Annotated in this window: 6 protein-coding genes, 1 tRNA gene and 1 pseudogene; all 8 read right to left on the bottom strand. The window is 41.6% G+C overall.

The window, feature by feature from the left end; genetic code table 11:
• Nucleotides 1-842: pseudogene (gene rpoB, locus V7D75_RS03020) on the bottom strand (DNA-directed RNA polymerase subunit beta); the annotation flags it as partial.
• A gap of 803 nt (nt 843-1,645) precedes the next feature.
• A complete protein-coding gene (gene rplL, locus V7D75_RS03015; protein WP_068405083.1) occupies nt 1,646-2,020 on the bottom strand; it encodes a 50S ribosomal protein L7/L12 in 375 nt (124 codons plus the stop codon).
• Nucleotides 2,021-2,146: 126 nt separating this feature from the next.
• Entirely contained in the window at nt 2,147-2,674 is a 528-nt protein-coding gene (gene rplJ, locus V7D75_RS03010) for a 50S ribosomal protein L10 (RefSeq protein ID WP_025652244.1), read from the bottom strand.
• 427 nt (nt 2,675-3,101) lie between these two features.
• A complete protein-coding gene (gene rplA, locus V7D75_RS03005) occupies nt 3,102-3,803 on the bottom strand; it encodes a 50S ribosomal protein L1 (protein ID WP_068405082.1) in 702 nt (233 codons plus the stop codon).
• On the bottom strand, nt 3,804-4,235 hold the full coding sequence (gene rplK, locus V7D75_RS03000; RefSeq protein ID WP_068405081.1) for a 50S ribosomal protein L11: 432 nt from the start codon (nt 4,233-4,235) through the stop codon (nt 3,804-3,806). It lies immediately after the preceding gene.
• Nucleotides 4,236-4,322: 87 nt separating this feature from the next.
• Nucleotides 4,323-4,853: a transcription termination/antitermination protein NusG gene (gene nusG / locus V7D75_RS02995; RefSeq protein WP_068405079.1), complete on the bottom strand. Its 531-nt coding sequence runs from the start codon at nt 4,851-4,853 to the stop codon at nt 4,323-4,325.
• Between the two features lie 70 nt (nt 4,854-4,923).
• Nucleotides 4,924-5,412: a preprotein translocase subunit SecE gene (gene secE / locus V7D75_RS02990; RefSeq protein WP_068405077.1), complete on the bottom strand. Its 489-nt coding sequence runs from the start codon at nt 5,410-5,412 to the stop codon at nt 4,924-4,926.
• Between the two features lie 51 nt (nt 5,413-5,463).
• Nucleotides 5,464-5,539, bottom strand: a tRNA-Trp gene (locus tag V7D75_RS02985).
• Between the last annotated feature and the right edge of the window lie 353 nt (nt 5,540-5,892).

Below are 5,892 nucleotides of genomic sequence, written 5' to 3'. Positions count from 1 at the left end.
CGGGCGTTGATACGTTTACCCTGCTCGACGATCACCTCACCTTCTGGTGATACGATATCAAACTGTGCCATCTCGCCACGCAGACGATCAGCAACCAAATCGATCTCAAACTGCTCTTCGCCTTTATATACTTTTACTTTATCAAAGAACAAATCTAAGATTTCAGAGGTAGTTAGGCCTAGAGCGCGTAGGATAATAGACGCCAAAAGCTTACGGCGACGGTCAATACGCGCGAAAACCAAATCTTTGGCATCAAATTCAAAGTCTAACCAAGAACCACGGTAAGGAATGATACGGGCGTTGTAAAGCACCTTACCACTTGAATGCGACTTACCTTTATCGTGATCAAAGAACACACCTGGCGAACGATGTAGCTGTGATACGATCACACGCTCAGTACCATTGATAATAAAGGTACCGTTGGCGGTCATTAGTGGCATCTCGCCCATATAGACGCTTTGCTCGCGGATGTCTTTGATCGCCGCTTTGCTGTCTTTATCTTTACTATCTTTATCTTTGATAATCAGGCGGATTTTAACGCGCATTGGCGCCGCAAAGGTCGAGCCACGTAAGATACACTCACGCTCATCAAACTCAGGCGTGCCTAAATAATATTCAACAAATTGTAGCTCTGCATTACCAGAGTGACTCTCAATTGGAAAAATAGAAGAAAACGCAGCTTGTAAACCAGTATTCTCACGAGCTTTTGGCTTTTTATGCTCTTGCAAAAATTGCTCATAAGAATCTACTTGGATAGACAATAAATAGGGAATGTCCATCACAGTAGGCAATTCAGCAAAACTTTTGCGAATACGCTTTTTTTCAGTATAAGAATATGCCATCGAGAGTCCTTACAGTAAACGTGGAAACAAATTGAAAGCGCGGCCGACTTGCATCAATACTATTTAATATGAATATCATGCAAACTTGGCAACGTAAACGATAATATAAAACGGATATTCATGCTCATTTAATGACTGCTGATTAATTCACGCGTATAGTGCATAATTAATCCAGTTTATTTAAGCGTAAATCGGCATCTAAGCATGCCTATATGAGTGCTAACACTAAAAATTTCAATGCCTTGCACCTTTTAACTTTGTAGTACTTACGAGTAACCACTGCACCGTATCTAAGACCAATGACTGGCATTTAGATACTATTGATTCTCTTTGTAAATTCACTTAAAGTACTATTGCTACTTCTCTTTTAAAAACCTACTCATCATCTGCTATCATAAGTAATATCGTCGCTGATATCTACCGTCTACCAGTGCATATACTGACAGTAAAACCTTACCAGATGACTTAATGAACAGCGTTTAGATTAAAAATCTGAGATAACTATAAATTTTGAAACAGTGACTTATTGTAAAGCAGTGACTTTTAGGATCAGTATAAATTATAGTGTTAATGAAAAGCATGCAGACACAAAAAAATGCCAAACATCGATCGACGTTTAGCTCGTTAACTGATTTCAATAACTACTAAGTGTGCTTGCATGTATATCGTCTGTCCTTTTGATGGGTATCCACCGTGATGTTGCATACGTATGTTGGCAGACACAAAAGGTCAAGCTACGGATTATAATAAAAAAAAGCTGATAATGCAAGGCATTACCAGCTTTTTTTGTACAGCAGTTGAACTTATTTTAGTTCAATAGTTGCACCAGCTTCTTCAAGTTTCTTTTTCAACTCTTCAGCTTCAGCTTTGTTTACGCCTTCTTTGATTGGAGCTGGAGCGCTTTCAACCAAATCTTTCGCTTCTTTCAAGCCAAGGCCAGTAGCTTCACGTACTGCTTTAATGACGCCAACTTTCTTCTCGCCAAAGCTGGCAAGAACAACGTCAAACTCGTCTTTTTCTTCAGCAGCGGCAGCAGCAGGACCAGCAGCAGCAGGTGCAGCAGCGGCAACAGCAGCAGTTACGCCGAATTTTTCTTCCATGTCGCTGATTAACTCAACGATATCCATTACTGACATTTCAGCGATTGCGTTTAACACATCATCTTTAGATAGTGCCATGAGAACTCTCCGTTATCTGATAAAATTTAGTTGGTTTTAATATCGCTTGGATTGCTTGCCAAATGTTTAAATAGGGTTGGCAATAAAGTGCAATCGGCGATGTCAAAGTTACGTTAAAACAAGCAATTAAGCAGCTTCTTTTGCGTCTTTGATTGCCGCTACCGTGCGAACGAACTTGCCAGGAACTGCGTTCATAGTCTGGACAAGCTTGGTCACTGGTGCGTTCATAGTAGCCATTAGGATAGAGATTGCTTCGTCGCGAGTTGGTAGCTTCGATACGCGCTCTAGCTCTTCTGGACCATAAACTTCACCACCGACTGATACCAATTTGGTCTCTAAAGCTTTGTTATCTTTGCTGAAGTCGAAAACGACTCGAGCGGCAGATCCCAAATCTTCCATAGAGAAAGCCAAAAGTAGTGGACCAGTCATACGGTCTGACATGCTCTCAAACTTAGTGCCTTCAAAAGCGCGTTTTGCTAGGGTATTTTTTACCACTTTCAAAACGACACCTTTATCACGAGCTTGTTCGCGTAGCTGAGTAAGCTTTGCAACACCAATACCGTGATATTCGGCAGCTACTGCTGAGTAAGCATTAGCAGCAACTTCAGACACTTCAGCCACAACTTGTTGTTTTTGCTCTAGCGTTAATGCCATAAGTTGACTCCTTTAATCTTATCAATCCGCTCATTATTTAATAATCTAAAACCGAAGTTTTGGAAAATGTAAACAACTTACTACGACTGACTTGATACGACACGTTATTTATAAACTCCATAAAGAGTTCATTCATAACGACTGATTACGGCACCGTTATCAGACTGACATCGAGTAATAATTTGGTATAAATACCAATCTATTGGCTCTTATCAACAACTGGGTGGGTCACCGTCTGCGTAGGACAACTAAGATTTTCACCTGTCGTCGATTAACAAAAGCAGCTTATTGTCACAAGTAACAGTAAACCGCTTTCTACCTACGGTCTTAGACAGCGGAGCGTTTGCTACGCTGACCTAATTCTTTAAAACAATATGGGCGCTTTATTCAAAATCGTCGAATAAAGAGCAGTTTTTATACAAAAAAATTATTTGGCAACGCGATATGGAACAGGATCAATTGAGATGCCTGGGCCCATAGTGCTAGACAAGGTAATTTTCTTAATGAAAGTACCTTTAGACGTCGCAGGTTTAGCGCGTTTAAGATCAGATAGCAATGCTTGAGCGTTTTGCATAACTTGCTCAGCAGTAAAGCCAACTTGACCGATTGTGGTATGGATGATACCCGCTTTATCAACACGGTACTGTGCTTGACCCGCTTTCGCATTAGTCACAGCTTCAGCAACGTTAGGCGTTACCGTACCAACTTTTGGGTTAGGCATTAGGCCACGTGGACCTAGGATAGTACCCAATTGACCAACCACACGCATTGCGTCAGGAGCAGCAATAACGATATCAAAGTCCATGTTACCAGCTTTGATTTGCTCAGCTAGGTCTTCAAAACCAACGATGTCAGCACCAGCTTCTTTAGCGGCTTCAGCAGCAGCGCCTTGAGCAAAGACAGCAACGCGTTTGGTTTTGCCAGTACCCGCAGGTAGGTTGGTAGCACCACGAACGACTTGATCGGATTTACGTGGGTCAACGCCCAAGTTTACTGCGATATCGATAGACTCTTTGAATTTAAGGGCTGGCAAATCGTTTAGGATTTGAACGGCTTCTTCAAGAGTGTATAATTTTTCGTTTTCAACGCGCTCAGCGATTAGCTTTTGACGCTTAGTAAGTTTACTCATTTACACACCCTCCACGGTAATACCCATTGAACGTGCAGTACCAGCAATGGTACGGACAGCAGCATCAAGACCAGCCGCGGTTAAGTCTGCATCTTTAGTCTTAACGATTTCTTCTAATTGTGCACGGTCAACTTTACCGACTTTAGCGGTATTAGGTGTACCAGAACCTTTAGCGATACCAGCAGCCTTACGTAGTAAGTATGCAGCTGGTGGTGACTTCATGATGAAGGTAAAAGATTTATCGCTGTATACGGTGATCTCAGTAGGAATCGGTAGACCCGGCTCTTGGTTTGAGGTCGCAGCGTTAAATTCTTTACAGAACGCCATGATGTTCACGCCTTTTTGACCCAATGCTGGACCAATCGGTGGTGAAGGATTTGCTTTACCTGCAGGCACTTGCAGTTTGATGTAACCATCAATCTTCTTAGCCATGATACTCTCCTAAATGGGTAATAGCGCCAAATCAATGTGGTATGCACATTGACTAACAGCTCCCCGGTTGATGAATGTTTTACCGGTTTAGTCTAGTTTTTCAACTTTACTAAACTCAAGCTCGACCTGTGTCGGGCGATTAAATACGTTTACCGTTAAATGTAGTTTAGACTTCTCATAATCCACTTTTTCAACCAACCCTTTAAAGTCAGTAAATGGACCATCGATAACCAACAACTCTTCGCCTGGCTCAAATAGAGTCTTCGGACGTGGGTCAGCTTCAGTCTGATTTAAACGGTTTAAAATACGGTCGGCTTCTACTTGCGTAATCGGTGCTGGCGTTTCAGGCGTGCCGCCGACAAAGCCCATAATACGCGGGCAGTCTTTGACGATATGCCACGTGTTGTCGTTCATTTCCATCTGAATCAATACATAGCCTGGAAAGAACTTACGCTCACTTTTACGTTTTTTGCCGTCTTTCATTTCAACGACTTCTTCGGTAGGTACCAAAACATCGCCGAATGAATCAGCAAATTCACTACGATTGATACGATCAGTTAATGAACGTTGTACTTGCTTTTCATATCCTGAAAACGCTTGGACAATATACCAACGCATATCACGCTCCTGATCAGTAAAGTTAAGTCGTTATAAGTAAATTTGGTTTAATGGACACTAATACGCGTCATTAACCAATAAAAATACCAACGAACCAGTTAAAAAAGTTATCTAATAGCCAAACCAAAAAACCCACAATAGCAATCATGACAATCGTCTGCCATGTGTATTGAAAGGTTTCATCTTTGCCAGGCCATGTGACTCGGCGTAGCTCAACGGCGGCATCTTTTAACAATATTTTAAAAGCGCGACCCTGATGCGTTAACGCTAAGCAAACCAAGGCAATAATAACTAGAGCAACGATGATACCAATACGCATCCAAACATCATTGGCAGGTTGCCAATAGCCTGGTAGGTATTGATTGACTAAGGTTGCCCCTATTAAAATTACTGCGGCAAGTAGCCACAATACCACATCTTTGACTGAACCAGTTTTAGCAACTTCAACAGCGGTTGTTTGATTGTTCGCCGAAACGTGCTTATCTTTGGACAGCATTCCACCAGCCACTGCCTTAGCATCAGATAACTTAGTCTCGAGGTTATCTTGATTATTGCTCATAAAGAACTCACTTCGGAGATGGTGGGGTATGACAAAGATATGATAAGAAGATGGCAGGCGATGTAGGACTCGAACCTACAACCCTCGGTTTTGGAGACCGATGCTCTACCAATTGAGCCAATCGCCTATGGGTGTAAAGGACAGCATTATACAATATTGAGCATAGAATGCAAGCATTTAGGAATAAAATTCTGCTGCGACGCTAATATGACTGTTCTTAAGCGTCATTATTAAACCACTTATATGAGTAAATATAAAAATTAATCATAAAGGGTGCTAATGAATCGCAGCGTTAATATAGCAAGCTCGGTGGAGAATTACAATAGACACAAAACAGATAATAAGCGCTTTTTAAAGCTTATGCATAAATCTATATGTGGCGAGATTGGTTTTTGTCTGCCCTACTCTGCTACTATTTGCTTTTAAACACTCATCTGCACTCTCACCTTCACACCCCACAAAAAAAGCCACCCTTTATCA

The sequence above is a fragment of the Psychrobacter sp. genome (genome assembly GCF_036731945.1).
In the GTDB taxonomy this organism is placed as follows: Bacteria; Pseudomonadota; Gammaproteobacteria; order Pseudomonadales; family Moraxellaceae; genus Psychrobacter.
Note: the sequence above shows the minus strand (reverse complement) of the source record. Positions and strands in the feature narration are given on the sequence as shown.

Coding starts and splice junctions, on each gene's coding strand:
- rplJ (WP_025652244.1), bottom strand. CDS start 2,674: ATGGCATTAACGCTAGAGCAAAAACAACAAGTTGTGGCTGAAGTGTCT.
- rplL (WP_068405083.1), bottom strand. CDS start 2,020: ATGGCACTATCTAAAGATGATGTGTTAAACGCAATCGCTGAAATGTCA.
- rplK (WP_068405081.1), bottom strand. CDS start 4,235: ATGGCTAAGAAGATTGATGGTTACATCAAACTGCAAGTGCCTGCAGGT.
- secE (WP_068405077.1), bottom strand. CDS start 5,412: ATGAGCAATAATCAAGATAACCTCGAGACTAAGTTATCTGATGCTAAG.
- rplA (WP_068405082.1), bottom strand. CDS start 3,803: ATGAGTAAACTTACTAAGCGTCAAAAGCTAATCGCTGAGCGCGTTGAA.
- nusG (WP_068405079.1), bottom strand. CDS start 4,853: ATGCGTTGGTATATTGTCCAAGCGTTTTCAGGATATGAAAAGCAAGTA.